A 26342-nucleotide genomic window follows, 5' to 3' on the forward strand; every position below is an offset into this window, starting at 1 on the left:
GGAGGGAATACATGGTACATAGTTTAGATGCATTATTCAATCCTGAGAACATCGCGGTCATCGGCGCCAGCAATAATCCGCTGAAGGCCGGGTATACGGTAATCTACAACCTGAATCAGATTGGATACCCGAAGCAAGTATTTCCCGTTACGGTGTCGGCAGATGAGATCCTGGGACGAAGCTGCTACAAGAAGCTCTCAGAGATTGAAGAGACGGTAGAGCTGGTCGTACTTGGAACGCCGGCAAAGATGATATATGACATTATGGATGACCTTGCGTTACGGATGGAGAGCAAGCACGATGTAAAGGTAATCGTGTGTATCGCCGCCGACTACGGCGAGACGAAGACAGAGGAAGGGATACGCAGGCAGGGCTGTCTCATAGAGACGGCAGGGAAGTACGGAATCCGGGTGGTCGGCCCGAACTGTATCGGAATCATAGACAATATCAACCGTGTGGATACGACTTTTGTAGAGACGCTCATACCGAAGGAGATGAGAGGGCAGAAAGGAGGTATCAGCTTTATCTCCCAGAGCGGGGCCATGGCCGCTTCCATCCTCATGATGGGTGCGTCCGGACCGGCGCCGATTTCTATGAACAAGTTCATCTCCATAGGAAATATGGCCGATGTAGACTGTATCGACCTGCTGGAGTATTTTGAGCAGGATGAGGACACGAAGGTCATCGGCATGTATCTGGAAGGATACCCGGACGGACGGAAGCTGATCGACACGCTGGCAAGAATCGCCCGGAAGAAACCGGTGGTAATCCTGAAGGTCGGCCGCAGCAGCATCGGGGCAGAGGCCGCCAATTCCCACACAGGTTCGCTTGCAGGGGCAGATTCCGTATACGACGCCGCATTCCGCCAGTTTGGAATCGTCAGGGTATATACGATAGAGGACATGATGGATACGCTCCAGGCTTTTGACGCGATGAAGATACCGGACGGCAGGAACTGCTTCCTCCTTACACAGGCCGGCGGGCCTGGTATCTACTGCACGGATGCATTTGTAGATGAGAAGATACTTAAGTTTCCGCTCGTATCAGAGGAGACGAAGAATAAGCTCGCAGACGCTCTGCCTCCTATGGCAAATGTCTGTTCCCCGGAAGGATATGCAGATATCACGGCAGCGGCCACCGTGGAACATCATGTAGAGAGCCTCAGGACCGTTATGGATGACGATGCGGTGGACAGCGTCATATTCGTGACTGTCGTGCCTACTTTCCTTCCGAGAAGGGAGCTGGCCGAAGGACTGCTCCATCTGCTTGTGGAAGATGGATACCGGGAGAAAAAGCCGGTCTGCATCTGCATCATGGCCGGGAATTACGTATGGGAATGCCGGCAGATACTGGAGCGTGGAGGGATACACACGTTTGATACCCCTGCCCACTGTGTGAAGGCGATGAGCCATATGACGGCTTACGGCCAATTTTTGAAGCGTCAGGAGGAAGAGGCGGATGAGTAGATTTTTAAATGAACTGGATGCAAAGAACCTTCTTTCTGAATACGGGGTCCCAATGGCCATGAGTAAGGTTGCCGGGTCGCAGGAGGAAGCTGTACGGATAGCGGGAGAGATGGAATTTCCGGTTGTCATGAAGATATTGTCCTCCGATATCCAGCATAAGACAGAGGCAGGCTGCGTGTATCTCGGCGTCGGAGAAAAGGATGTAGGAAAAACATATGAAGAGATTATGGAGAATGCGGCAGCTTATAAGGCAGATGCCGCCATTGACGGGGTACTCATACAGGAGATGGCAAAAGAAGGGCTGGAAGTGATAGTCGGGATGAAGAAAGACCCGCAGTTCGGGCCTGTGCTCATGGCAGGAAGCGGCGGCATCTACGTAGAGGTATTTCAGGACATCGCGCTCAGGCTGCTTCCTGTAGACGAGAAGGAAGCAGTGAGGATGATAAAGGAGACGAAGCTGTACCAGATTATCAGAGGAGCCAGAGGGACGGAATATGACATGGATGCTCTGGTCAGCTGCCTCCTGAAAGTATCGGAACTCGCAGTGGATCAACCATCTATCGAAGAAATCGACATTAATCCCCTGTTCTTGTACGAGAAGGGCCAAGGAGCGAAAGGGGTAGATGCTTTGATCAAGATTACCGAGGAGAAATAAGCCTATGAAAGAGAAAGTAAAATCGATAAGAGAGAGAAAGTTTCCCCATATATTTGCCATCTTGTTTGTGATGATGGTCGTTGCACTTATCGCCACATGGATCGTACCGTCCGGGACGTATGAACGGGCCGCGCTGGAGGACGGCACGTCTCAGGTGGTGGTGACAGACTCCTTCCAGTATACGGACAAAGACTACCTGAATCCATTTTTCCTGCTGAAAGCAGTCACCCAGGGCCTGACGGGCGCATCCCTCGTGGCGTTCACCATCCTGATCATCGGTGCGTGCTGGCAGGTCATCAATGCGACCGGAGCGATTGCAGTCGGCATCAGCTCGATTGCCAGAAGGCTGAAAGGAAAGGAGATGCTCATCTTCCCGATCCTCATGTTCGTATTTGCACTGATTGCAGCAATCATCGGAGGCGCGGAGCTGATGCTCGTATATCTTCCGGCAGTCATGCCGCTTATGCTTGCCCTGGGATTTGATTCTATGACGGCGACCGGCATGGTAGTCGTATCCGCCTTCTCCGCGTTCTCCGTCTCTGTCACGAATCCGTTTACTGTGGGAATCGGGGATGAGATTACAGGACTGCCATTATATTCAGGTGCATGGTTCCGTATCATCCTTCAGGTCGTATTCTATGTGGCAGGTGTTCTCTATGTCCTGCACTATTCCAAAAAGGTGAGAAAGGATCCGAAGAGCAGCCTCGTGTACGAAGAGAGCGCGGCACTGGCCAGACGTTATGAGAACCAGACAGGAGAGACGGCGGCTACGGGCCGCCACAAGCTGATTGGAGCCGCGCTTGTCGTCATTTTGGCAGTCATGGTGTACGGAATCATCTCCCGTGGGTGGTATATGGAAGAAATCAATGGCCTGTTCATTATCGCGGCTATCGTTGCAGCCGTCATAGGCAGGCTTAAGGTTGAGGACGTCTGTACGAATATGATTGAAGGCGCCAAAGGCGTGATAGCGGCGGCAATCGTATGCGGGCTTTCCAGAGGCATCATGGTCATACTGGACGCCGGGAGCATCATCGACGTCATCATCCATGCACTGTCACAGGCAGTTGGAATCCTTCCGCCTTCCCTGGCGGTTATCGGGATATTCTTCATACAGTTATTGTTCAACTTCCTTGTGAATTCAGGTTCCGGACAGTTCCTGATCACGATGCCCATACTGGCGCCGCTCGGCGCGCTGGTCGGCATCAACAGCCAGACGATGATACTGGCATCCCAGATGGGAGACGGGTTTACGAATCTGCTTTTTCCGACGTCAGGCGTATTGATGGCGTGCCTGGCTTTTGCTAAGATCCCGTATCAGAAATGGGTGAAGTTTATCTGGAAGTACATGTTGATAGTGACGGTTCTCGGCAGCATCAGCCTCGTGACAGCTCAGCTGATTGACTATGGGCCGTTTTAAGAAGGACGGTGGTGTTGGAATGTATGTAATCAGGAATTGTTTTCTTATAGACGGGATTGCGGATGAGGGCATGGAACATGCCATGGTGGCAGTGGACGGGAATCGGTTCTGCTACGTGGGAAGGGAAACAGAAGAGGCGCTTGAGCTATACCGGGACTGGGAGATGACAGATGCCGGCGGACGCACGGTGATGCCCGGAATGATTGACGCCCATGTACATCTTTGCATGAACGGGGAACCGGATAACTTCCGCGGCATGATTATGGAACAGGCCGGCCTGGCGGCTATCCATGGTGTCAGAAGAGCGCAGGAGGATTTGAAGGCGGGTTTTACGACAATCCGATGCTGCGGTGAAAAAGGCGAGATAGATATGGATATCCGGCAGGCGGTACAAGAGGGCTCGGTCATAGGGCCCCGCATTCTCGCCAGCGGCAAGGCGCTTACGATAACAGGAGGACATGGTGATATGTTCTCGGACAATTCGATGGAAGCCGACTGGATAGCAGAAGTGTGCGACGGAGAAGATGAAGTGAGGAAATGTGCGAGAAAACGAATCAAGCGCAGGGCAGACAATATCAAGCTCATGGCGACCGGCGGGGGAATGTCTCCGGGGCCTGCCACGGTGGCTCAGTTCAATATAGAAGAGATGGCTGCCGCGGTACGGGAAGCAGAAAAGAACGGCATCTGTACGGCAGCCCACTGCATCGGTGAAGAAGGCTGCTCCAACGCCGTGGAAGCGGGAGTCCGCACGATTGAACACGGGACTTTTCTGAATGAGGCGACAATCGCGAGAATGAAAGAAAAAGGAGCCTGCCTGATGAGTACGCTGTGCGCGTTCCGGACGATACAATACGGCGCGTCTGCCGGCGTGCCGGCAGACCATCTGCAAAAGGTAGAAATGTTCGCACGGCACCACTATGTGAATCTGCAAAAAGCGCTGGAAGCAGGAGTAAAAGTAGGCGTTGGCACAGATACTGGAACACCGTTCAATTACCACGGGGAGAACGCGTACGAACTGGAATGTCTGACACGCAACGGCATGACGCCGATGGAGGCGCTCAAAGCGGCGACATCCGTGAATGCTGAGGCGCTGCTGCAGAAAGACATCGGGAGCATAGAACAGGGAAAGACTGCGGATATGCTTCTTATAGACGGGAACCCGCTTCTGGATATCCGAATACTTCAGGATAAGGAACGTATAAGAAAAGTATTCAGAGACGGCGTGGCTGTCGTTGACCGGGAGGAAGGAATCATGCCTGCATTCTAAAATGTGGGAACAGGAAGAGAGGCTATATGAAAAAAACAGGTATTCTGCCTTATGCGGCAGGTGTCGTGATGGCCGTGTTTTTCGGACTGTCGTTTCTCGTAACGCAGCAGGGGCTGGCCGAGATTCCTCCGATGGTGCTGATGAGCTTCAGGTTCGCGCTGGCAGCAGTCTTTATGACTCTCTTGAGGGCGTTCGGCGTCATACATATCAGCTATAAGAACAAGCCGGTGATGGGTGTCATTGCCCTCTCGGTGTTCTACCCGGGAATCTCATTTTTCTTTGAGACGATAAGCCTGCAGTATGTATCATCTTCCCAGGCAGGCATATTAGTGTCTATCATGCCTATATTCGTGACGCTGTTCGGCATATTGATACTGAAGGAAAAGCCGATGAGAATCCAGGTGTTTTTCATCATCGTGTCCGTGACAGGGGTGATGATCACCGTTATATTTGCCAAGAGCAGCGGAAATCAGGGGACATTCTTCGGAATCATGCTGATGCTCATATCTGTGCTCGGGGGATCTGTCAACAACGTGCTCTCACGGAAGTATTCTAAATATTTCTCATCCGTCGAGATAACGTATACGATGATATGCCTGGGAGCCGTCATATTCACATGCATATCGCTTGTGCAGGGGATTTTTGACCGGACGGTGATTAAGGCGTATCTCGTGCCGTTCGGCTCTGCGAAAATGCTGTTCGTGGTCGTGGAATTGAGTATCGGAACTTCAGCGGTGGCGTTCTTCTGTATGAATTACATGCTATCTAAGCTGAAAGCGGTCAATGCGGCAGTATTCATCAATCTTGCAACAGTGATATCCATCGCGGCCGGAGTGCTCATCGTGAAGGAGCATCTGTACTGGTACCAGGTCGTGGGAGGGATATTGATTGTGCTGAGCGTGTGGGGGACCAATTATTTTGAAAACCGTGTAAAAAATTTAAAGGAAAAGGAGGGTGAATGATTTATGGAAGATAAGAAAGAAAAACGTTTGGAATTCAGAGGAGGGAGCTTTTTCGCCGTATTGCCGCTCATATTGTTCGTCATCGTCTGTATTATGCTTTTCGTCGTCTTTAAAGTGTTTGAGATGGAAGGGCTCTGCATGGGCGGGATTCTTGTAATCATTATCGGAAGCCTTTTTGCCAAGGACTGGAGCCACTACTGGCGCGCCGTCGTCAAAGGGATGACTTCGGAGATGATGAATACGCTTGCATTGATTCTGCTTGTGGTCGGCATCTTCGCTAAAATGATGTCACGCGGGGGAGTTGCCCAGGGATTTGTATGGCTCGGCGATTCCATGGGGCTGCATGGCGGCATGTTCGTCGTATTTGCATTTGTCGCCACGAGCATCATATCTATGTCCACCGGTACTTCTATCGGGACATTGTTTTCCGGATTTCCGATTCTCTATCCGTCGGGGATCCTGCTCGGTGCCCACCCGCTGTACCTGGCAGGGGCTATCCTGTCCGGAGCCATATTCGGAGATAACATCGCCCCCATATCTGACACGACGATTGCGTCGGCAGCTTCACAGAGCTACAAGAACAAAAAGGGTACGGCTGACATTGGCGGTGTCGTAGCTACCCGCCTGAAATATGCGCTTGTCGCCATGGCTATCGCATGCGTACTGTTCCTCGTGCTCGGCAATGCCGGCGCGGGAGACCCGGCAGGAAAAGAGATTCTGGAAGCATATAAGGATCCGAAAGGCCTCATCATGCTTATCCCTGTCGCGGTGCTTCTTACGGTTGCGATTATTAAAAGAGATATCTTCATCGCGGTGACGTGGGGCATCCTATCCGGTACGGCCATCGGGCTTGCCGCAGGAATCCTTGCGCCGGCTGATATCGTATCCGTACAGGACGGGGCGCTGGCCGGATTTGCCATAGACGGCATCAGGAACATGCTCGGAACGGTCGGCTATCTGTATGCGGTCGCCGGAATCATCGGCGTGCTCAATGAGAGCGGGATGATGCAGAAGATGATAGACGCGCTGCTCAAGAGCAAGCTGAACAAGTCGATTATCGGCTCCGAACTCATCATCGGCTTTGGCATCATCCTGACTTCCATATGCCTTGGTTCAGCCAACGGGCCGGCTATCATCATGTATGGGCCGATTGCAGACAAGATAGGGCAGGAGAGCGGGCTGCACCCTTACCGGCGCTCAAATCTTCTGGACGGTTTTGCAAGTACCCTGTCTGTCATTATACCATTTACGAGCTCTTTTATCTTTATCGTTATCAGCTGTATCACAGGTCTGATGGAAGAATATACCTTTATACACGCCATAAACCCGATTGCCCTGGCGGGGGCGACCTTCCACTGCATCGCTTTGTTTGGCGTATTTCTGTTCTCCGTGCTGACAGGATGGGGCAGGGAATACGAAGGCCCGGACGGTGAGCGCGTCAAAGCGAAAGAGCATAGCTAAGAAAGTAGAGAATAGTGTCGTATAAAAGGGAGGCCCGGGCTTCCCTTTTTGGTTGACGAGGTTTTGCGCAGAGGGTATAATGATTTTAATTGTGTAGAGAGGTGCGCGTATATATGGAAAATGAAAATAAAAACATGCAGGAGGGTGGCCAGGAGAAGGATAAACGTTCTGACTATTATGCAAAGCAGCCCAGATTCGGGGGTAAGGGCCCGTCCAAGATCCGTCAGCAGTTCAACCGGGGAATGACGGCTTTTCTCGTGGTGGCGGCGAGCATATTATTCTACTTCGCACTCCTTCGGCTTACGAACCTGTCGGAAGGATTCACGAAGATATTCGACGTGCTCAAGCCGGTCATCTATGGCTGTGTGTTCGCTTATCTGATGAATCCGATTGTCAAGCAGGTGGACAGGTATCTGGCTCCGGTTTTTGAGACGAAGATAAAAAAACGTGACGGGGCAAGGAAGCTATCAAGGGCATGCGGCATATTCCTGTCCATTGTCATCTTTTTTATACTGATTATCACGCTGTGCAATCTGCTCATCCCGGAACTGTATTCCAGCATACGTAATCTGGTCTATACCCTTCCGGGACAGCTGAACGATCTCGTCGATAAGCTCAACAATGTGCAGCTTGAGGATTCGACAACAGGCGCCCTTATCAAGACGGCGGTGGAGGAAGGCACAGATATGCTGCAGACATGGCTGCGCACGGACCTTCTGACCAGGGCGAACGATATCATGTCCAACCTGACGGTAGGGGTTATCAACATCATCAGCGAGATTGTCAATGCGCTGATAGGAATTATCGTATCTATCTATATCCTGTTCAGCAAAGAGACGTTCTCACGGCAGAGCAAGAAGGCGGTGTATGCGGTTATGAAGCCAGAGCACGGCAATATGCTGCTCCACCTGGCGACAAAGAGCAATGAGATATTCGGAGGCTTTATCATTGGAAAGATTATAGATTCGCTCATAATCGGGGTGCTCTGCTTTATGGGGCTGTCCATCCTGAATATGCCTTACACGATGCTCGTCAGCGTTATTATCGGTGTTACGAACGTCATCCCGTTCTTTGGCCCTTATATCGGGGCCATACCGAGCGCGGTGCTCATATTGCTGTCCGACCCTGTAAAAGGGGTATATTTCATCCTCTTTATCCTGCTCCTGCAGCAGTTTGACGGCAACATACTCGGTCCGAAGATACTCGGAGACTCCACAGGACTTTCCGCTTTCTGGGTCATCGTGGCTATCCTGCTCGGCGGCGGCCTGTTCGGATTTGTCGGAATGATCATGGGTGTACCGACGTTTGCGGTCCTCTATTATATCGTACAGATGATATTGAACAACAAGCTGGAGCGGAAGAAGCTGCCGGCGGATTCAAAGTATTATGACACGATGAGTTATGTAGATAATTCAGGAAAATACATCCATTCTGAAGTACAGCATGCAGATAAAAGGGAGGGAAAATAATATATGCCAATCAGAGTACAGAATGACCTTCCGGTCAAAGAGATACTGGAACGTGAAAATATATTTGTGATGGATGAATTCCGGGCGACGCACCAGGATATCCGCCCTATCAGAATCGGGCTTTTGAACCTCATGCCTCTTAAGGAAGAGACGGAGCTCCAGATACTCAGGTCGCTGTCCAACACGCCGCTGCAGGTAGACGTGATATTTGTCAACGTATCAAGCCATGAATCGAAGAATACGCCGACGAGCCATCTGAACAAATTCTATCAGACGTTTGAAGAGATAAGAGACCAGAAGTTCGACGGCTTTATCATAACCGGGGCGCCGGTGGAACAGATGCCTTTTGAAGAGGTGGATTACTGGGAAGAGCTGAAGGAAATCATGGAGTGGACGACGACCCATGTGACATCCACGCTGCACTTGTGCTGGGGAGCGCAGGCGGGGCTCTATTACCACTATGGTATCGACAAGGTACAGCTTGACCGTAAGCTCTTCGGCGTGTTCCGCCACAAGGTGATGAACCGGAAGATACCGCTCGTGCGCGGGTTCGACGATGTGTTTTACGCCCCCCATTCCAGACATACGGATGTACCTGCTGAGAAGATACATGCAGATGAGAGGCTGACGATGCTTGCGGAATCGGAAGAAGCCGGCGCCTTCCTTGTGATGGCCCGGGACGGACGGCAGATATTCGTGATGGGGCATCCGGAATACGACAGGATTACACTGGACGGCGAGTATAAGCGTGATGCTGGAAAAGGGCTGCCGATTGATATCCCCGTGAACTACTATCCGGAGGACGATTCGGATAACAGGCCGCTGCTGACGTGGAGGGCACATGCCAACAACCTGTACACGAACTGGCTCAATTACTACGTCTACCAGGTGACACCTTACGATCTGGACGGGACGCCGTTCTAGAATGCCGGAAAAGCCTGTGGCTGACACGTTTGTGAGGGATTATAATTACTCTTATGATTGGGAAGCAGCTGTATTTTGTAGACGAAATCTGGGCAGGAGTATTTAGTTAATACCTTGTTAAGCAGTAAGTATCTTGAAGGAAAATGAATGATTCAGCAGGCAAGCCATGTAGTGAGTGCGAACGTTATTCGTTTTATATTTATTAGACTTATATTGGCATGGAACAAAAAAAGACTGATAAACAGAGACTTTTATGACTTGGTCACAGTTTATCAGTCTTAGCATGTCAATGTAGGTATTGTATTATAGTGCATATACTATGCTGATTTTAAATGGGTGAATTAGACCTAAAGTCTGCATTGCATAGCAATAATTATTACCAAATCCAACTGCGAGACTATCATACTTTCCCCATGCAAAATCGTATACATCTGTAATATAATAAGTTGCGGCATAGCCATTACTCTGTTTCTTAAATGCTACTTGATAGTTAACATTATGCAGAGCTGTATATTGGTCTAAAGAAGAGTTGGCTATTGTATATGCGAATGTACCATATACTGAACCTTGCAGTTTACCAGTTTGTGCTATTTCAATATTAAATTGTAATTCGATTTTATCAAAGAGCTCTTGAACAAAAGCGCATTTACTTGCCCAGTCATCATTGCGATTATAATATGTCGGTGGATTATTTTGATCAGCATGACGCATATATTTTGCTGTTTGTGTACATCCCTTAGATTCTACCATCAATATACCGGCATAATAAGCGGTTCTTGCTGCATCAATAGGATTAACTCTGGTAATTGCAGCTTTATTTTCTTGTGATTCAACTAAAGCATTAGCATTTTCTTGCGCCATTTTTAGTTCTTCATTTGTTTTTTTATTCATTTCAATTGATTGAATCAAAGCTTCATTGACAAATTCGTTAAGCTCTTCAGAATTTGTATGTATTTCTTTATTAAACAAATCAATAACATTGTTTATGAAGGCTTTATCTACCAAATTTCTTTGAGAAGCATCTTCTATTGCTGCTTGCGTCTCCGGATATAATTTAAATTCCTCATTGGCTTTAGCAATAGTTGAAAACATTAATATTGATAAAATTAAAGCTATCATTAATGAAGAGGTTATACGGCTCAAATATTTTTTCATATTTTATTCCTTCCTGATATAAAATCGGTACTTAAAACTCGTTGTTCCCTTTCGGCGGAGTTTAAGATGCATGGAATCCTCCAAGCAAAAAGCTAATAGCAAACAAATCAACAAAACAAAAAGCAATAAAGAGACCAAATGACAAACTAAAGAAAATAATATTTCTTGTTGAGCTTATACTATACATAGAATATTTATCTCTAAATATGACCGCAAATATGATTGCTGCTATCAATGTAATTATCCAAATTTTCAAGCAGACAGGAAGTATATTTAATATTATATAATTGCTTTTTGTTTGTTCACCCTTCAGATAAATAAATGCTATATAATTCAAGAATGCTGTAAAGAAGGGGACTAAAATTAAAAATATATAAATGTATATTTTTAGAATGAGCTTTTTTATTTTATCTTCCTCCTCTTTGCCTATAGATAATAGTACTATTATGTATATAATAACTATATAATAGCGAGTTAAAAAATTATAGGTTCTGTCTTTATATTACTAAGTCTTGACCTTAAAAAGTATAAAGCGTTTATTCTGTGTCCGAAGGATATTTCAAGGAAGTTCAGTATAATATTATAGTCATAATTCATAAAGTCTGTCCATATATTTATATAGATAAAATGGACAAAGGAGCGGAGTATAAATATGGCCAGAAGGACAAAGTCTTATGAGGAACAGATGGAAGTGCTGGACGTACAGATAGCCAGGGTTCAAGGGAAACTGGATTCGCTGCTGCGGCAGAAAGATGAGGTTATAGCTAAAAAGCAGGAGCAGGAATTAAAAGAGCTGTATCGGCTGCTCCAGGAACATAATCTTACGGTCCGGGAAGCGACACATATAATCAATGCCCAAGGCGGGCAGAGTACATAGGGATGAACTGTAAGTAGGAAGGCGTCGACAGCCGGGTACCAGCTGTTGGCGCCTTCCTTTTTATCTTCCCGGGTATAGCAGGACGGAGGCTGTAAATATATCCGGCGTGTAATCAAACTCCGCTATGCCCCCATAACTGGCCGCTACGGATTTGATACTGGCAATGCCGATGCCAGGAGTCCTGTCACGGTTTGATTTGGTTGAGAGAATCTGACCATCCTTCTGGTAGATGATACCGCTGAAGCCATTTTCCATACGAATAAAGACTGTGCCTTCTTTTTCTTGTATGTAAAGACGTATAAACTGGTGCTCCTCGTCTGCATCTAATGCCGCAGTAACCGCATTTTCCCACAAGTTACCTATGATTACCGCCAGGTCACAGCCCGCTATTTTGATATCCTGAGCCAGTTTCAGCTTATATATGACCTCGATGCCTGACTGTACGGCAAGCATCTCATAGCGGCGGCAGAGAGTGTTGACGACAAAGTTCTCACATAGGGCAGGCTGTATGTTTGCCGCGGTGCTCGTTTCATACTCGTTCAGATATTCAAGAGCCTTGTCTGTGTCTCCGCTTTCTAACAGCCCTTTGAGCACCTGAATATGCTGCCGATGGTCATGCCGTATGCGGCGGATCTCTTCTGCATGGATCTCGATGTCATCCGTGCGTGAACGCTGCAGGTCAAGCTGGTGGGCGAGCTGTATATGTCTCTCTTTTTTTTCTGTGGCTTTCGAAGATTGTGCTACTGCCGATGCCAACTGGGAGTATGTCACAAAAGCACAAATCATTAGTATGAGCCTCATGAGATTCGCTTCTACCTGAGTGTCTTTTTCTGATACAGGGTAGAAGTAGACCTGGACGAAGTAAAGCAAGAGGAAGAGCATCGGTATGTACCAGATGCGATGGTATGCCGTCGCTTCTGCCTTTCGCAGCATGTTATACATTTTGCCGGTGATGATGGCAAAAGGAGGAGCAATCAGAAGAAGCGGCAGCGCGTGTCCGGGGATATCTCCGGGAAGATAACCGCTAGATGTTGCTATCCAGGGAAACCATGCGGCATAAGCAAAATATGTTACGCTGATACTGAGATATTGAACGTGGATGGACAGACAAAGTACGAATAAAATGTGGCTGCTTTCCTCGCATACGACAGACTTCAGGCAAAAGTAACCTATGAAAAGCATAATCGTAAGGGAGGACAGCTCATAGTCCATGTAAAACGGGAGCCGGGAACAGATCTCTGAGGCGGCGACGGATAGCGCGCCAAAAGCACAGCTCAGAGTTATGATATATACTGCAAGGCGGCAAATACATGCTTTTAGCTGTTTGCGGAAAATATAGAGGCAAAAACAAGCTGTGGAGGCTGTCTGGATAAAGACAACAAAAAACTGGCATATATTAGATGTCATAATTCCTGTCCGTCCATTTTCTGAAAGATATAGTTCATATATCGGCTTCTGAGCTGGGATTTCCTGTCGCGGGATATCGGTATGGTTCTTCCGTCCTTCATGAGGAAACTATCCTCCATTATCTTCTGTACATAGTCCATATTTATAATAAAGTAACGATAACATCTCAGAAAAGGAGCGCCGCCAAGCGCCTCTTCAAGAGAGGACAGTGACTGGCTCACGTTTATCTCTCCTTTTGACGTGTGCAGAATCGTCTTATGCCCATACACTTCGATGTATTGTATGCCGGAGACGGCAATGTTAAGCGGTATGCGTTCAGAGGTCACGTGAAGCGTCCTTTCATATAAATTCAGCCTGGCACGGACGCGGCGCATTGCTTCGCAGAAAGAGGCCCACGATACAGGCTTCAGAAGGTAGTGGGAGGCATCTGTGTCGAAACCGTCCGCATAGTGCTCCTGGCTCGTCGTCGTGAAGACAATGGCGCCGCAGAAGCCTTTGTCCCGCAGAATGTGGGCGGCGTCTATGCCGGAAGCCCCTTCCATATATATGTCCAAAAACAGCACATCTGCATTTCTGGACTTGTGGCTTCTGAGAAGCATGCCGGCATTCTCTATACCCTCCGCAGTAATTGCCAGATGCTTCTCTTTCGCATAACGTGTACAGTAATCCATTAGAAGCTGACGGTCGGCGGCAAAGTCATCACATATTATCGCCAGCATTTATCATCCCTCCTGTTCCATCGTAAAGACAACTTAGCAGATTCATAAAGGTTATTATACAGGAAATTTATACCAATCCAATCCGGCTTAAGGATATAAAAAACGGTTCAAGCGGCTTAGTGTTGTATGGATAGGTATAATCTGGAATAATTCTAGAAAAACTGGACCACAGAGAGAGGGTGTACATATTTGAGCATTGTATTAAAGGTCATTTCTATCGCAGTATGCCTGCTTATGGTTTATGGGCTGTGCCAGGAGATGAAAAAAAGGAATCTGTCGGAAAACCAGGCCATACTATGGCTTGGCGGCGTACTGGGACTGCTTCTGCTTTCTGCCTTTCCTCAGATACTGTCGGCTGTGGCAGGATTCCTCGGCATCTGGTGGCCACCGGCGGCTCTTATTTTTTTCCTGCTGGTCGTAATCATACTCATAATCCTGCGCCATACGGTTACGATTTCCGGAATGGAAGCAGAGATAAAGGAACTGGCGATGCAGCTTACGCTGTTGAAAGATGAGAACGAAGAGATTAAAAAAGAACTTGGGCGCAAGATAAAAGGAGAGCAGGAATAGCCATGAAAGTATTGATATGTGGAGAGTATGGGATATATTGTAAAGAGCTGATTTCGCGTCTGAAAAAAGAAAACCATGACATATTTGTCATAACTGGTTCGGAAAAGCCGCGGAGGGAGAAGCCGAGGAGCGGAGTGTTCCAGGAGTACAATTTCAGCTATAGGAGTAAAAATGTATGTACTGTCATGAAAAATATTATGGCAGATATCGTGATTATCCTGGGGGCCTGTGATACTAAGTATACGTGGAGGGATACGGGACAGGAATCGGTACGCTATCTGACAGGTATTACCAATCTGCTGATGTGCGCAAAGGAGGCCGGCATACCTCAGGCCATTTATTGTTCGTCCCTGGGCGTATATGAAGACGTCAAGTGTAAAGAGATTGACCAGGAGACAGCGTTTGATTCGCACTCTGTGTTTCTGCAGACGGTCATTCAGACAGAATTCATGTGCGAGGAACAGAACAGGCCGGGAGAGTTTCAGATAAGCGTCATCCGCTATCCTGAGATATACGGAGATTACAAAACACATGACTACAATATATGTTCCCGTATCATGGAACAGTTCTGGAGCAGTCCGGAGGTGGACATAGAGACGGCGAGGCAGCACAGGGTGCTGTACGTCAAAGATGCGGCAGATGTGCTGGTGCGGGTGCTTATGCAGGAAGAAAAGGAACGGTGCTATCTGGTTCCGGGAACTACGTATACGGAACGGAACATACTGGAAGCTGTCCGTCACGTGGTAAAGGGGCGGGAGCCAGAAGTGCATGAGCTGGATACTGCACCAGAAAATCTGCCTCAAATCCGGTCATCCTGTGCAGAAAACCTGGGATTATATGAAAAATACAGCCTTGAAGACGGACTGACGGAACTCTATAAGATATGTGAAAAGGAAAAAGAGCTGGATGTAAGGGAAGAGACGAAAAAATCTGTCGTCAGAGAGAAGCTTATCCCGCTGGCAGAAAATGCGGGCCTTTTCCTTGTCGTGACACTTCTTCATTATCTGCTGAAAGATACATGGTTCGGAAGCGTTTTAGACTTTTACCTGCTCTATGTAGTTGCCGCCGCTGTCGTATACGGATGCGCCCACTCGTTGTTCGCATCGTTTCTGACGCTCATCGCCAAGATAGGGGAAATATTCATAGTGGGTCAGACCTTTGAGTATGCAGCCTTCACGGAGATGCTTCAAATTCTTATTATTGGTGTTCTCGTCGGCTATATGCATGATAAATACAAGAGAAGATACGGAGATCTGGAAGACGAGAAAAAGTATTATCAGAGCGAGCTTATAGATATGACAAGAATATATGACGGCAACAGATATATAAAAGAGATATATGAAAAACGTCTCGTCAACTATGAGAACAGCATGGTAAAGATCTATGAAACTGTCAGCCGGCTTGATTTCTGGGAACCACAGAAAGTCATATTCCAGTCGATTGACGTCGTACGTGAACTGTTGGACATGGAGGACGTGGCTATCTATATCGCAGGAGGCAGTTCGGACTACATGCGTCTGGCCGCGGCTTCGACGGAGAAGTCAAGAGAGCTCGGCAAATCTCTGCTGGCGGACGAGAAGTTTTTCATGTACCAGGAACTGGTGGAAAGAACAGTTTACAGAAACCGTGAGTTAGAAACAAATCTTCCGGCGTATGCCTGTGGAATCTATGAAAAGGAACGTCTCAGCGCAATAGTCATGCTCTGGACGAGAGATCTTACGAAAGTAAGCCTGTATGAGGCCAATATGCTTGCGCTTATATGCCGGCTGATAGAATCATCTATGAACCATGCAACGACTTATTGGAATAGGCTGGCAGACCAATACATAGAAGGAACGTATATACTCCGGGAAAAGGAATTTGAAAAGATATGGCAGATATATGAAGAGGGTTCCAGGGCAAAAAAACTGGAATATTCGATGCTCAGAATATCTGGTCAGGCGGTGCAGGATCAGAGTGGATTCCTATATCAAAAAATATGTTCACTTGTCAGGCAGACAGACATACTTGGAGAGAAGGAGGGAGACTTGTGCATCCTTCTGACGAACACGAACGAGAAGGAAGCCGGTTATGTAGTAGACAGATTTCATAAGGCCGGAATACAGGTAGGCAATAGCGGATGATAGGGAGGATAACTTGGAGAACAGATGGTTTATTGTGATTATAATCGTGAACACGTGTCTGGCAACAGCATACTTCATCTACAGAGGGATAGTCAGGAAAGAATACCGCAAGGCGGCCCTTCTCGGTGCATTCATGCTGCTTACGCCGGCAGCAGGCGTGCTGTTCCTGGCTGGCAGCGAAGCTGTCAATATCTTGCTGTTCCGCAAGAGAGACGGCTTGCTCAATGAGGATGAGCTGAGCTTCAACAAGAAGAGGGTTCGTATGATTATCAGTGACGATATAGAGAAGGAAGTAGACAGAGTTCCGGTAGAGGAAGCGCTGATTATTTCCGATACGGCCAGCAGGAGACGCTCCTTTCTGGAAGTGCTGAAGCGCCCTGACGCAGAAGACTATATGTCAACGATACAGGGGGCGATGGAACGGACAGATCCGGAGGTCGTACACTACGCCGCATCCTATATTACAGATACGATTGCAAAATACAAAGACACAGAGAAGAGACTTCGGGATATATGTGAGGAGAGCAAGGACCCAGATTCGCTCCGTATCTATCTTCAGTTCTGCAGAGACATGCTCCATAAAAATATATTAAGTGATCTTGAACAGAAAGTATACGTGAATTATTTTGATGGCTACATGAAGGAACTGTATGAGAAAGACAAAGAGAAGCTGAGTGGAGGTATGCTTGCCGATATCATAGGATTCTGGATGGACCAGGGGGGATATGTGTACGCCGGAAGGTGGGCAGCGTATGCCGAAGAATATATGGATACAGAACTAGCGGCAGCCAAAGCGGTTTTGAAATACAATTTTACTTCCGGAAACAGGGAGAAATTCTTGAATACGGTCAATCGAATCAAAGAATCCCCCCTCATACTGGACGCAGAGGCGCTGGAATGGATACGGTTTTATGACCAGGCAGGATGGTAGACTGAGATGGTATGGGAAAATATATGGACGATAATATGGAGCTCCGCCGGCTATATGGTGCTTACCTTTTCGCTGCCTGCGGTATGTTTGGGGAAATACGTGGCGCGAAAGGGGCATACCTTCCGTTTCTTCTTTTATCAGTGTGTTGGAAACCTGTATATCAATTACGTGATGTTACTGCTAGGTTTTCTACACTTTGTAAACTTTGCTTCTCTGCTTGCCACACTTGTCCTTCTCCCGCTGTCGCTGACCGCGTGGAGAGAACGTGGAAGATTGGCCGCATTGTATGGTACTGCCGTCAAGGTGCTCAGAGAGCTGGTCATCGGCACATACGGATTTCATGTATTGCAGGCGAGAATCTGCGGCCGTATCAGAAAGGGGATTTCTGCAAAAAGGAAGCTGCTGGATGGCAACGTTGCGGAGACAGTCATCTTCTGCGCAGTCATGGCCTGGGTCGTATGGTTCTATGGATGGTATAAGCTGCACAATACTGCATACGGGCATACGGATGAAGAGACACACCTGTATTGGATTGGTTCACTTATACACGGCAATGTATTTCCCGCAGGCATGTACCCTCACGGGGTGCATACACTCAATGCAGCTCTGGGCGTACTGCTTCCGCTCAATGTTACGAGGGTATATCTGAACTTTTCTGTCCTATCCGTTTTTTTGATTTTTACGTCAGCATACATACTGTTCAGGAGCAGCTTTTCAAATAGGTTTGCCGCATTGGGCGGATGGGCCGTTTTTATACTGGCTGACATATTTTCCCCTACGTCTTATGTTCGGTTCCAGTTTTCTTTTCCGATGGAATTTGGGCTGATAGCTGCCTTTGGCATGATATATGCCATGTTTTCCTATATGAAGGAAAAGGACCGGAGAGACCTGATTCTGTTTGGGGCATGTATTGCGTGGACGCTGATGGCTCATTTCTATATTACTATATTATGTTTGATTATCTGTATCTGTTTCGGCCTTTTGTTCTTAGTGCCAATTTTAAAGAAGAAGCTGCTGCTGCGGCTTATCGCAGGTGGACTGGCAGGAGTGGTGCTGGCCTGTATCCCCTATGCTTACGGCCTTATGAACGGGTACAAATTTGAGCGGTCTATCGAGTGGGCGTTTGGAATCGTAGATACGACGGCTGCTTCGGAAAGCACAGAAGCCCTGGGTGAAAAGGAAAGTACAGATAAAAGAGAGACGGCATTTACTACGGGCTATCTGACTGCAAATTTTGCGGCAGACAAAAGGACGGTACATGTACTGATCGGACTGGACGGGGCGCTGGCGGCATATGCACTGCTTGGAATCATATTGCCGGGCAGATTCAGGCTTAAGTATCTTGGATATCTTTTTTGGGCCGTACTGTGGCCGGTATGTGCGTTTCTGTCATGCACGTATTATCTGAATCTTCCTACAATCATTGAGGTAAAGCGTATGGCAACCTTTCTGACATTCTTTACGATTCCGCTTCTGAGCCTGCCGTTTGAGGCGGTTTATGCCGCACTCAGAAAATGTGGCCTGAGAGACAGATATGCAGAAGCATCGCTTGTGCTGATTATGCTCGGCGGCATCGGAGGGATGGCACATGCGGGGAAAATAAAGGAAGAACGTTACTACAACATAACCATTTCGGAAGCAGATATGAGACTCTGTCTTGACCTCTGTGAGAATCATGAGAATGATACATGGACAGTCATATCTCCAACCAACGATCTGTCTGTCATTCGATATGATGGATATCATTATGAAATCGTAGATTTGCTGCAAGAAATAGACCGTGGTAAGAAACGGATATATATCCCTACTCCGGAGATTTATGTGGTAACAGAGCAGCGCCCGATTTCATTTCTGGATGACAGAAGAGAAATAGACAGAAGTGACACAGCAACTGCTGAGAACTCTGGCAAAGTAAGTGCCGGGCTGGCACTCCGGGATATCGACTGGAGCGGGAGCAGGGATGCCATGCACGGTGCGGACGCCCCGTATTATTTCCAGAGGGATGCAGTCATGTCAAAGCTGCATTATTGGATGGAGACGGTCAAGCTCATATACCCAAACCACGTAACATTACATTATCAGGATGACCAGGTCACGGTGTACAAAATTGAACAGGATGCGTATTTTACTTTAAACCTTTCAGTAGATTATAAGCAGCTTGCGATAGAAAGCGGGGAGACATCAGGTGAAGAAGATATTGATTATAATACCGGCATTCAATGAAGAGGAGAATATAGGGACGCTTCTTGGCGGAATGAAGGACATGGGGATAGAGGAGTCCATGGATGTTCTAGTGGTCGATGACGGATCTCGCGACCGGACGGCCCAGATAGTGGAGGAATCTGGTTTCAAAGTAATCCGCCTTCTCTTTAATATGGGGTATGGGGCAGCGCTTCAGACAGCCTACAAGTATGCGGTAACGAAGCATTACGACTACCTGCTTCAGATGGATGCGGACGGTCAGCATAATCTGACGAATATCAAGATAGTATGTGAGCGGCTCGGCTGCTTTGAAAAGGAGCAGGAAAGCTTCCCGGATATCGTCATCGGCTCCCGGTTCCTGGAGGGAAGCCAGACGTTTCTCATATCGGGAATGAAAAAATTGGCCATAAGCTGTTTCAGAAAGATTATAAAACGGGTTACGGGGCAGAGCCTGACAGATCCGACGAGCGGGCTCCAGGGGATGAACCGGCGGGCCTTCTCTTTCTATTCCCTGTTTAATAATTTTGACCTCAAATACCCGGATTTGAATATGATAGTACAGATGCTGCTTCTCGGATTTAAGATTGAAGAGGTTCCTGCTGTTATGACGGAACGGACTGCGGGTGAATCGATGCATTCCGGCCTGCTGAAGGTTGGAAAGTATATGGTTCTGATGCTGCTCAGTACGTGGAATGCGTATCTGCGGTATAAGACAGGGAGCAAAGTATGAAATTACTAGAGAGTTTTAATATCTCCAAAAAAAATCAGGTCAGAAAATACATATTCGGATATATTGTAGTCATATTATTCTGCCTGTTGTTCGTCTTTCTGCTTTTGGGGAATCTGAATAATATATGGAGAAGCATTCAGATGAAGGATGAGCTTGAAATAGACGAGCGTGAGGAATACAAAAAAGTGGTGGAGCTTGCCGGACGGCAAGAAAGAGAGTCTGCCGGAGGACGGAAGGGGGATGAAGATATTATTCTCTGGGGACGGGAAGGAGGCTACCCTGTTACGTCGCAGCAGCTACACAATATGAAAAAGGGTTATCTTGAAAAAGAAGAACTGTCAGAATGCAGAAGGGCAGAGATTCTGTTTATCTGCAGGACGGCCTTCGATTTGGAGGAGCTAGACCTCCTGAGACGGTATAGCGATGAGGGGATGACGCTTTTCTTCACACATATTCCTGAGGCGGGGCTGCTCGGTGATGACACGGTGAAGAGCCTTTTAGGAATTGAAAGGTATAAGGGGATGGAAAGGAAAAAGGGAATCCGTCTGACCAAGGAGCTTTTGTCTGGCAGCATCACGGAGAACAGGGAAAAATTTACGATGAAGTCGGTAACGCTTAAGCCACAGACTGAAGTGTACGCTACTGCCCTGGAGAAGGGAGAGGTTAAAAGTGAAGATTTGTCTCCAGTATTCTGGAGGTATAAAAGAAACATAAGCTGCGGCAGCGTCTATGTTGTAGACGGACAGCTCATGAATGGGCCTGCCGGATACGGAGTGGTGAGCTTTCTGTTTAAAGACTTATACGGAGCTTACATGTACCCAATAATAAACGCATACTGTTTTGCAGTATCCGGGATGCCCTACACAGACGAGTTTTCATCGGAATTCCTGAATTCAGAGTACGAAAGAGACAGCGCAGGGGTGCAGAATGATATTTTCTTCCCCGAATTCAAAAGATGTGAAGAACGTTATGACATTGCGACAACATGGTACAGCCCGGATAAGATGAAACTCAAGAATGCAAAGGACGAGCTGCTCAAATATCATCTTGAAGGAATAGAAGAAAAGAGGGATGAGATAGGTACGCTCGGACTACGGAAGACAGTAAAGTCGCCGTTTGACAATGAACTTAAGGAATGGGAGCCTTCCTTTCAGTGGGTGGAGGGGGAGACGGGCAGAGTATGCCTTCCTTATAATAGGATAAAAGACCGGAGCTACGAAAATGTGGTATTCGACAATCTGGGAATGTGCAAAGGAACGGGATTTAATGTAGTCTACGCTGATATTACGCCGTTTCTGCAGGAACAAGAAGAGAAGGACGGGGACGACTGGGTTGATTTCTGCCGCAGCATGGAGACCGTACTTGGAGTGGAAAAAGAGAGGCAGCCATGGCTTGAGCGGGTCACTGCAGCTGAGGCTGTATACAGGGTGAAAGCTTATGAGCTGCTGGAACCGGAGATTACATATTCCAATGGGAAGATAGAGACGGACATCGGAAATTTTACGGGCAGGGCATATTTCTACCTGTCGCTGCCAGGAGAGGTAAAGACAGCCGAAAATGCAAAGCTCAAGGAATTGTATGACGGCTTCTATATGGTGGAAGCAGTGGGAGAACATGTAAGCATAGTATATGAGGAGATAGAGAGATGAAGGTTTGCCTGATTGTTGAAGGTGCATATCCATACGTTACGGGAGGGGTATCCAGCTGGGTACAGGGTCTGATGCTCAGTATGCCGGATGTAGAATTTGTCGTGCAGACGATAGCAGCCGCGCCGTGCGCAGACCGGCAGTTCAAGTATAAGATTCCTTCCAATGTCAGTGAAATCCAGGAAGTGTATCTGCTGGACGATGATTATGTAGACAACAGGACTCAGAAAAAGATTACCCTTACCGGTGAAGAGTATGATGCATTTGAGAAGCTTTTGTTTGAGGATAGCCCTGACTGGGATGTGGTTATCCGTTTCTTCGCAGAAAAAGACATTTCGTTGAATGCATTGCTGTCAGGAAGAGATTTTTTCAAGATGTCGCTGGACTATTATAATGCCAATTACAGAAGAGTCGTATTCTCTGACTTCTTATGGACGATGCGCTCTTTATATCTGCCGCTGTTCACGATACTTAAGTCCAGGACGGAGAAGGCAGATTTGTATCATTCCGTATCGAGCGGCTATGCGGGAATATGGGGCAGCATGGAGAAATGCATACACGGTGCCCCTTTCCTGATGAGCGAGCATGGATTGTACACGCGGGAGAGGGAAGAGGAGATTATAAAAGCAGACTGGGTGAGCGGAATATATAAGGATATCTGGATCAGCCAGTTCAAAAAGATTGGGGAATGCTGCTATGGGCATGCAGACAAGGTCGTATCACTTTTCGAGGAAGCGAGAGAATTTCAAATTGAGCTTGGATGCGAAGCAGATAAGACCGTTGTTATACCAAATGGCGTAGATTACCGGAAGTATGAAGATATACCAGGAAAAGACAAAGGTGACGAATATATCAATATAGGTGCCATTCTCCGTGTCACCCCGATTAAAGATGTAAAGACGATGCTGCGTGCATTTGCCCTGGCCAAAAATAAAAATCCGATGCTGAAGCTATGGATTATGGGCAGTCTGGACGAGGCAAAGGAATATGCGCAGGAATGCCGTGATATGGTCCGGGACATGAAGCTGGCGGATGTTGTATTTACCGGCATTGTCGATGTAAAGGCCTATATTGGAAAGATGGATTTTCTCATCCTGACGAGTATCAGTGAGGGACAGCCTCTATGTATACTGGAGGGCTTTGCCTCCAGGCTTCCTTGTATCGCTACCAATGTAGGGAACAGCAGGGGTCTCATTGAAGGAGAACGGGATGACTATGGCCATGCCGGCTTCATCGTTCCTGTGATGGGTGTCTCAGAGATAGCAAGGGCTGTGCTGAGACTTGCTGAAGATGAGACGGGACGCAGAAAGATGGGAGAGGCAGGATACAGACGTGCAAGGAAATATTATGACGAAGTGGACGTATTTGATACGTACCGGAAGCTCTATGAAGAGCTGGCAGGAAACAAGGAGGTGGTATAGTGGCCGGCATAGGATTTGAATTAAAGAAGATATACAGGAAAGAAAGCATATCGAGAGGGATGATTGGAATTGTCTACAGCTCTGTCGTTACCGTCGGGCCGATGCTTATGGTCATAGCAGCCATCCTGCTGTTATATCTGTTCCTCGAAATGACGAAGGTGTCTTATGCGGACAGGGAACTTCTTTCCTCCACAATATTATACACCTTTATATTTTCTGTCATACTGACTTCTCCGTTTAATGTAGTCTTTTCGAGATATCTGGCAGATAAGTTTTACACGGAAGAATATTCGAATATACTGGCCTCTTACTATACGGGGAACTCTCTCTGCTGTATACTGGCGACGGTTCTGTTTCTTCCTGTCGGGTGGAGCCTGAGGGTGAGGGGCAGTATTGACCTGCCTTTTATTCTGGCGGCTTACATACAATGGATATCTCTTGTCATCCTGTTTTTTGCAATTACGTACCTTCACGCTACGAAGGATTATAAGATTATCGCATTGTTTTTCTTCATCGGGATGGCAGCCTGCATCGTGACGGCTCTGGCCTTCTATAATATCGGAGGGAGGGATGCGGTACACTCTATCATTTACGGCCTGGCAGCAGGCTTCTTTCTGATAGCCGTACTGGATTTCTCATATATTAAAAGATACTTCCGAAGCGTTTCAAAAGAGTATGGAGAGTGCCTGCCCTATCTTCTCCTGTTTAAGAAGCTTCTTGCGGCAAATCTTCTTTACATCCTGGGGCTTTATGTCCATAACTTCATATTCTGGACGGTACCAAGCCGTCTGCATGTAGCCGCTACCTTCTACAGCCACCAGGCGTATGATATGGCTTCGTGCCTTGCGATGTTTACGAACATTTCTGTCATGGTATCTTTTATGGTCGTTGTAGAGACGCGGTTCCATAATGCTTATAAAGAATACATGGAAGGGGTAATCGGTGGCACTTATAAGATGATAGTGAAAGCGAGAAAGAAGCTGTTCAGGACGCTGTCCCAACAGATCATACAGGTATTCGGCACCCAGGCAGCGATAACTTCAGTCATATTCTTGTTCCTTATCCTGTTCGGTACGAAGATAGGATTCGATGGTGTCACGATGGCCATATATCCGGTATTGACAGTATCTTTCCTTGGAATATTCATGATGTACGGCAACATCATCTATCTGTATTATTTTGCAGATATGACGGGTGCTGTGGTGACAGGAGCGCTATTCTTTACGGTGACGCTGGCCGGCAGCCTCTTTTCAAGGACATGGCCGATACCGTTCTGGGGTGGAGGGGTGTTCCTCGGAATGCTGGCTGGCTGGACATTCAGCTTTTTCAGAATCCGGTGGATTGAACGCAACCTGGATACGTTTATATTTTGTGATTATAAGGTGATAGACACGATGAAATCATCGAGCAAAGGTAAAGTTATCTATCGAAAGAAGGAGAACAATGCAGCCAGATAGCAGCAGAAGGTTACTTCAGTGGAATATCATCGTCAGCATGATGAGCCAGATAGCGTCTCTTATCATAAATCTGATTTCGAAGCGGGTAATCTGCATCTATCTGGATTTGGAATATCTGGGGCTGCAGAGCCTGTATTCTAATTTCTGCGATGTGCTGTCGTTTGCTTTCTTCGGCGCGGGTACTGCCATGCTGTTCAGCTTTTACGGGCCAATGGCAAAAGGTGACAAGGAGCAGCTTGCAGCTACATACAGATATTATGACAATATTTACAGGAAGCTGACGTGGATTTTCTCCGGCATCGGCGTACTGACGACGTTGCCGGCCGTATTCTCTGTCAATGCATCGATCAGTGACAGTGAGGTAGCTGTCACCTTCGTGACATTTATGCTTTCCATCGTCCTTTACAACCGGCATATGGTCAGAAATTATTATATTCAGGCAGACCAGAGAAGGTACTTTGTGGCCGCCGTCACAGGTATGGTGGATGCTTTGGCGCTTGCTGCTGAGATTCTGGTGCTCAAGCTTTTAAAAAGTTATGAGGCGTTCGTTATCTGCATCCTTCTGAAAAATCTGTTCACCAACTATATATTCGGCTGCTATCTGAAATCTCGTTACAGCTATCTCTTCACACGAGTCCCGCAATTAGAAAAGGCGGAGAAAGACAGTATTAAGGCCAATGTTACAGATATGGTGATGTACCGGTTTGGAAAGGTGCTCATAAGCAATACGGACAATATATTCATATCCAGGTTTATCAACACGGCCATGGTCGGAATCTATTCCAACTACCAGTTTATCATTGCAGGCATCACAAGCCTTGTTTCAGCTTTCTATGAAGCCGTCACGGCAAGAATCGGTCAGATGCTCTCGGTGAAAGACAAGGAAGACCAGTATGCGGAATTTAGGTTCTATTCCTTTTTGAATTCCTGGATGGCCGGGGCTTCAATCGTGTGTTTCTTTTATCTCGTGCAGGATTTTCTGAAGATATGGATGGGAGCCGTGGCCCGGCTTGACCAAAAGATTATCATCATCATTATCGTCAACTATTATCTTGAGACGTGCAGGTTTGCAACGAAGATGTACCGGGAGAGTGCGGGCCTTTTCCGCAATATCAAACGGATGATACTTATAAAAGGTATTCTTAATATCGTTCTGTCCTTTTTCATGGGAAAGTTCTGGGGACTGGAAGGAATTCTGCTTGCGACAGCGGTTTCCTCTGCCGTAACATTATTCTGGTATGAGCCGCTTGTAGTGTATAGATATTTTAAGAAAAGCTTTGTGAACGAGCTGTATTATCAGGCGGCTGCCGTCATACAGATGGCCTGTTCTTTTGTGACGGCCGGTTTGGCGGCCGGACACCTCTCTGGCAACGGGCCGGCAGGCTTTCTCCTGAAAGCGGCTGTGTGCGGAGTGTCAGCAAATGTATGCTATGTACTGTCTTACCTGTATGTAAAAAAGAAACTGTAAAGACGGAGGTGAGTT

21 protein-coding genes are annotated in these 26342 nt (G+C 47.3%); 18 read left to right on the top strand and 3 right to left on the bottom strand.

All coding sequences use genetic code 11. The features are described 5' to 3' along the window. Window positions 1-11 precede the first annotated feature (11 nt). From HMPREF0980_RS03455 to metA, 8 genes are all read left to right on the top strand, one after another. Complete coding sequence (locus HMPREF0980_RS03455) at window positions 12-1466, top strand: acetate--CoA ligase family protein (protein ID WP_049727728.1); 1455 nt, start codon at window positions 12-14, stop codon at window positions 1464-1466. Further along, window positions 1459-2121, top strand: coding sequence for an acetate--CoA ligase family protein (locus tag HMPREF0980_RS03460; protein WP_049727729.1), 663 nt, complete (start codon window positions 1459-1461; stop codon window positions 2119-2121). The genes HMPREF0980_RS03455 and HMPREF0980_RS03460 overlap by 8 nt, the downstream gene beginning before the upstream one ends. Window positions 2122-2125: 4 nt before the next feature. Beyond that, window positions 2126-3538 carry a YfcC family protein gene (locus HMPREF0980_RS03465; protein ID WP_049727730.1) on the top strand — a complete coding sequence of 471 codons (1413 nt, stop codon included), beginning with the start codon at window positions 2126-2128 and terminating at the stop codon, window positions 3536-3538. Next, window positions 3525-4805 (top strand): metal-dependent hydrolase family protein, encoded by a 1281-nt coding sequence (locus HMPREF0980_RS03470; RefSeq protein WP_242847325.1) that lies wholly within the window; start codon window positions 3525-3527, stop codon window positions 4803-4805. The genes HMPREF0980_RS03465 and HMPREF0980_RS03470 overlap by 14 nt, the downstream gene beginning before the upstream one ends. Window positions 4806-4831: 26 nt before the next feature. After that, window positions 4832-5767, top strand: coding sequence for a DMT family transporter (locus HMPREF0980_RS03475; RefSeq protein ID WP_049727731.1), 936 nt, complete (start codon window positions 4832-4834; stop codon window positions 5765-5767). 3 nt (window positions 5768-5770) lie between these two features. Further along, window positions 5771-7228: a Na+/H+ antiporter NhaC family protein gene (locus tag HMPREF0980_RS03480; RefSeq protein WP_049727732.1), complete on the top strand. Its 1458-nt coding sequence runs from the start codon at window positions 5771-5773 to the stop codon at window positions 7226-7228. Window positions 7229-7341: 113 nt separating this feature from the next. Beyond that, a complete protein-coding gene (locus HMPREF0980_RS03485; RefSeq protein WP_049727733.1) occupies window positions 7342-8697 on the top strand; it encodes an AI-2E family transporter in 1356 nt (451 codons plus the stop codon). 3 nt (window positions 8698-8700) lie between these two features. After that, entirely contained in the window at window positions 8701-9621 is a 921-nt protein-coding gene (gene metA, locus HMPREF0980_RS03490) for a homoserine O-acetyltransferase MetA (protein ID WP_049727734.1), read from the top strand. A 303-nt stretch (window positions 9622-9924) separates the two neighbouring features. On the opposite strand, the gene HMPREF0980_RS19375 is transcribed toward metA, so the two are convergent. Beyond that, window positions 9925-10776 (bottom strand): hypothetical protein, encoded by an 852-nt coding sequence (locus HMPREF0980_RS19375; protein WP_242847326.1) that lies wholly within the window; start codon window positions 10774-10776, stop codon window positions 9925-9927. A gap of 652 nt (window positions 10777-11428) precedes the next feature. On the opposite strand from HMPREF0980_RS19375, the gene HMPREF0980_RS03500 reads away from it, so the two are divergent. After that, entirely contained in the window at window positions 11429-11653 is a 225-nt protein-coding gene (locus HMPREF0980_RS03500; protein ID WP_049727735.1) for a hypothetical protein, read from the top strand. 60 nt (window positions 11654-11713) lie between these two features. Here HMPREF0980_RS03500 and HMPREF0980_RS03505 read toward each other — a convergent pair whose 3' ends face one another. Continuing rightward, window positions 11714-12865: a sensor histidine kinase gene (locus HMPREF0980_RS03505; RefSeq protein ID WP_198146158.1), complete on the bottom strand. Its 1152-nt coding sequence runs from the start codon at window positions 12863-12865 to the stop codon at window positions 11714-11716. A gap of 191 nt (window positions 12866-13056) precedes the next feature. Next, window positions 13057-13779: a LytR/AlgR family response regulator transcription factor gene (locus HMPREF0980_RS03510; protein ID WP_049727737.1), complete on the bottom strand. Its 723-nt coding sequence runs from the start codon at window positions 13777-13779 to the stop codon at window positions 13057-13059. Window positions 13780-13968: 189 nt separating this feature from the next. Between HMPREF0980_RS03510 and HMPREF0980_RS03515 the strand changes: the two genes are divergently transcribed. Genes HMPREF0980_RS03515 through HMPREF0980_RS03555 form a run of 9 tightly spaced genes read left to right on the top strand, consistent with a single transcriptional unit; the run spans window position 13969 to window position 26327 of the window. Further along, window positions 13969-14349 (top strand): DUF2304 domain-containing protein, encoded by a 381-nt coding sequence (locus HMPREF0980_RS03515; protein WP_242847327.1) that lies wholly within the window; start codon window positions 13969-13971, stop codon window positions 14347-14349. A 2-nt stretch (window positions 14350-14351) separates the two neighbouring features. Continuing rightward, window positions 14352-16472, top strand: a complete 2121-nt coding sequence (locus HMPREF0980_RS03520; RefSeq protein ID WP_049727738.1) for an NAD-dependent epimerase/dehydratase family protein — start codon at window positions 14352-14354, stop codon at window positions 16470-16472. 13 nt (window positions 16473-16485) lie between these two features. Next, window positions 16486-17403: a hypothetical protein gene (locus tag HMPREF0980_RS03525; RefSeq protein ID WP_049727739.1), complete on the top strand. Its 918-nt coding sequence runs from the start codon at window positions 16486-16488 to the stop codon at window positions 17401-17403. Window positions 17404-17409: 6 nt separating this feature from the next. After that, window positions 17410-19626, top strand: a complete 2217-nt coding sequence (locus tag HMPREF0980_RS03530) for a hypothetical protein (protein ID WP_049727740.1) — start codon at window positions 17410-17412, stop codon at window positions 19624-19626. After that, the gene (locus tag HMPREF0980_RS03535) at window positions 19589-20335 is read left to right on the top strand and encodes a glycosyltransferase family 2 protein (protein WP_049727741.1); all 747 of its coding nucleotides are present in this window, start codon (window positions 19589-19591) and stop codon (window positions 20333-20335) included. The genes HMPREF0980_RS03530 and HMPREF0980_RS03535 overlap by 38 nt, the downstream gene beginning before the upstream one ends. Continuing rightward, the gene (locus HMPREF0980_RS03540; protein ID WP_049727742.1) at window positions 20332-21984 is read left to right on the top strand and encodes a DUF2194 domain-containing protein; all 1653 of its coding nucleotides are present in this window, start codon (window positions 20332-20334) and stop codon (window positions 21982-21984) included. The genes HMPREF0980_RS03535 and HMPREF0980_RS03540 overlap by 4 nt, the downstream gene beginning before the upstream one ends. After that, on the top strand, window positions 21981-23402 hold the full coding sequence (gene pelF, locus HMPREF0980_RS03545) for a GT4 family glycosyltransferase PelF (RefSeq protein WP_049727743.1): 1422 nt from the start codon (window positions 21981-21983) through the stop codon (window positions 23400-23402). Before HMPREF0980_RS03540 ends, pelF begins: the two co-directional genes overlap by 4 nt. After that, complete coding sequence (gene pelG / locus HMPREF0980_RS03550) at window positions 23402-24859, top strand: exopolysaccharide Pel transporter PelG (RefSeq protein WP_049727744.1); 1458 nt, start codon at window positions 23402-23404, stop codon at window positions 24857-24859. The genes pelF and pelG overlap by 1 nt, the downstream gene beginning before the upstream one ends. Further along, complete coding sequence (locus tag HMPREF0980_RS03555) at window positions 24846-26327, top strand: lipopolysaccharide biosynthesis protein (protein ID WP_049727745.1); 1482 nt, start codon at window positions 24846-24848, stop codon at window positions 26325-26327. The genes pelG and HMPREF0980_RS03555 overlap by 14 nt, the downstream gene beginning before the upstream one ends. Window positions 26328-26342 lie beyond the last annotated feature (15 nt).

The sequence above is a fragment of the Dorea sp. D27 genome (assembly GCF_001185345.1).
GTDB lineage: Bacteria > Bacillota > Clostridia > Lachnospirales > Lachnospiraceae > Extibacter.

Bases quoted from the DNA above. Each gene is read 5' to 3' on its own strand.
- HMPREF0980_RS03455 (WP_049727728.1), top strand. From the start codon at position 12: ATGGTACATAGTTTAGATGCATTATTCAATCCTGAGAACATCGCGGTC.
- HMPREF0980_RS03460 (WP_049727729.1), top strand. From the start codon at position 1,459: ATGAGTAGATTTTTAAATGAACTGGATGCAAAGAACCTTCTTTCTGAA.
- HMPREF0980_RS03465 (WP_049727730.1), top strand. From the start codon at position 2,126: ATGAAAGAGAAAGTAAAATCGATAAGAGAGAGAAAGTTTCCCCATATA.
- HMPREF0980_RS03470 (WP_242847325.1), top strand. From the start codon at position 3,525: ATGGGCCGTTTTAAGAAGGACGGTGGTGTTGGAATGTATGTAATCAGG.
- HMPREF0980_RS03475 (WP_049727731.1), top strand. From the start codon at position 4,832: ATGAAAAAAACAGGTATTCTGCCTTATGCGGCAGGTGTCGTGATGGCC.
- HMPREF0980_RS03480 (WP_049727732.1), top strand. From the start codon at position 5,771: ATGGAAGATAAGAAAGAAAAACGTTTGGAATTCAGAGGAGGGAGCTTT.
- HMPREF0980_RS03485 (WP_049727733.1), top strand. From the start codon at position 7,342: ATGGAAAATGAAAATAAAAACATGCAGGAGGGTGGCCAGGAGAAGGAT.
- metA (WP_049727734.1), top strand. From the start codon at position 8,701: ATGCCAATCAGAGTACAGAATGACCTTCCGGTCAAAGAGATACTGGAA.
- HMPREF0980_RS19375 (WP_242847326.1), bottom strand. From the start codon at position 10,776: ATGAAAAAATATTTGAGCCGTATAACCTCTTCATTAATGATAGCTTTA.
- HMPREF0980_RS03500 (WP_049727735.1), top strand. From the start codon at position 11,429: ATGGCCAGAAGGACAAAGTCTTATGAGGAACAGATGGAAGTGCTGGAC.
- HMPREF0980_RS03505 (WP_198146158.1), bottom strand. From the start codon at position 12,865: ATGGACTATGAGCTGTCCTCCCTTACGATTATGCTTTTCATAGGTTAC.
- HMPREF0980_RS03510 (WP_049727737.1), bottom strand. From the start codon at position 13,779: ATGCTGGCGATAATATGTGATGACTTTGCCGCCGACCGTCAGCTTCTA.
- HMPREF0980_RS03520 (WP_049727738.1), top strand. From the start codon at position 14,352: ATGAAAGTATTGATATGTGGAGAGTATGGGATATATTGTAAAGAGCTG.
- HMPREF0980_RS03530 (WP_049727740.1), top strand. From the start codon at position 17,410: ATGGTATGGGAAAATATATGGACGATAATATGGAGCTCCGCCGGCTAT.
- HMPREF0980_RS03540 (WP_049727742.1), top strand. From the start codon at position 20,332: ATGAAATTACTAGAGAGTTTTAATATCTCCAAAAAAAATCAGGTCAGA.
- pelF (WP_049727743.1), top strand. From the start codon at position 21,981: ATGAAGGTTTGCCTGATTGTTGAAGGTGCATATCCATACGTTACGGGA.
- HMPREF0980_RS03555 (WP_049727745.1), top strand. From the start codon at position 24,846: ATGCAGCCAGATAGCAGCAGAAGGTTACTTCAGTGGAATATCATCGTC.